Annotated in this window: 1 protein-coding gene; it reads left to right on the plus strand. The window is 39.0% G+C overall.

The window, feature by feature from the left end:
- The coding region (locus GVN22_RS27190; protein WP_205691060.1) for a SprB repeat-containing protein at positions 1 to 1601 on the plus strand (1601 nt) is incomplete at both ends.

Below are 1601 nucleotides of genomic sequence, written 5' to 3' on the forward strand. Positions count from 1 at the left end.
GGCTATGTTAAGGATTTGAGTGGTTGTGTAAGTACCAATAATGGATTAACCATCAACTCTGATAGTAAGCTGTTACCCCCATCAATCACGGTTTCGAATGTAACTTGCTTTGGCGGAAATAATGGTATTCTTAACATAAACACATCTAATTCTACTCCCAATGGAGGTTTTCAGTACTCCATCGATGGAGGTTTAAATTATAGCTCTACTGCTCAAATACAGGGACTTTCTGCCGGGAACTACCAGATTGTTATCAAGGATAATGTTTGTACAGCAACAGCCTCTGGAACGATTACTCAGCCTAGTGAAGTGATTCCTACTGTAACTATTCAAAACCAAATATCTTGTAACGGAAAAAAAGATGGAGTCCTTTTATTAGGTGCATCAGGGGGCATTGCTCCATATGAATATTCTTTGGACAATACCAATTATTCAAACAATGCAATAAGAAGCAATTTAGGTACAGGCAATTATAAAGTATGGGTTAAAGATGCTAATGGATGTATCAAAGAATCAGGCATTACTACTATTACAGAACCCTCAGTATTGCTAGCCACACTTCAAAGTAAGCAAGATATAGATTGTAATGGCAGTAGTACCGGTCAACTCGTCATCAATGCATCAGGAGGAATATCGCCCTATAGTTACAAATTGAGTACCCAAACCAATTACAACTCTAATAATACGATTTCAGACCTACGAGCAGGACAATACACCGTTCAAGTACAGGATGAGAACCAATGTGTAGCTAGTATGCAAGTTGAATTACTAGAAGCCAGCAGTATAGTTGTAAGCGTCACCCAGAAGCAAGATATTCTCTGCAATGGAGCATCAACAGGACAACTTACGACTCAGGCTTCGGGTGGTAACGGAGGTTATACCTATAGTCTGGAGGGAACTAATTACCAAAGCAGTAATATTTTTTCGGGATTAAAAGCAGGAGCGTATTCGGTTTATGTAAGAGATATTAAAGGTTGTGTTAAAAGTTTGCAGGGGAGCTCAAGTACCTTGACAGAACCTTCAGGCTTGGAAATGAGCTTTCAAAGTATTGCGGTAAAATGTAATAGCGAAGCAACTGGCTCAATTATCGCCAATGCCGGTGGTGGGGTAGGAAGCTATCTCTATTCGATAGATAATGTCAATTTTATTACGTCAAATCAGTTTACAAGTCTCAAAGCAGGAAATTATGTTATCTCCTTAAAAGATGCCAACAACTGTGTATTACAAAAGAGCGTACAGGTTACCGAACCAACAGCACTTTCAGCTAATCTGGATATTCTTAGTCAAGTCCTTTGCTTTGGAGGAAATTCAGGCGCAATAAAAGGTTTGCCCTTAGGGGGAACCGGACCTTATCAGTATTCTTTGGATGGCAATATTTATCAAAATAATGATACATTTAGTACTCTGACTATTGGAGACTATAAAGTGTGGATAAAAGATGCAAATGCCTGTATTACAACAAGTACTAGTAAAACTATCACTCAGCCTACGGACATTACTTTTACAATCAACTCCGTATCAGCTGTAAAATGCTATCAAGGTAACGATGGTGTTGTAACTCTCCAAACTACAGGTGGCGCTGGCAATTATAGCTATGCTGT

This window comes from Cellulophaga sp. BC115SP, assembly GCF_009905545.1.
GTDB classification, from domain to species: Bacteria; Bacteroidota; Bacteroidia; order Cytophagales; family Spirosomataceae; genus Flectobacillus; species Flectobacillus rivi.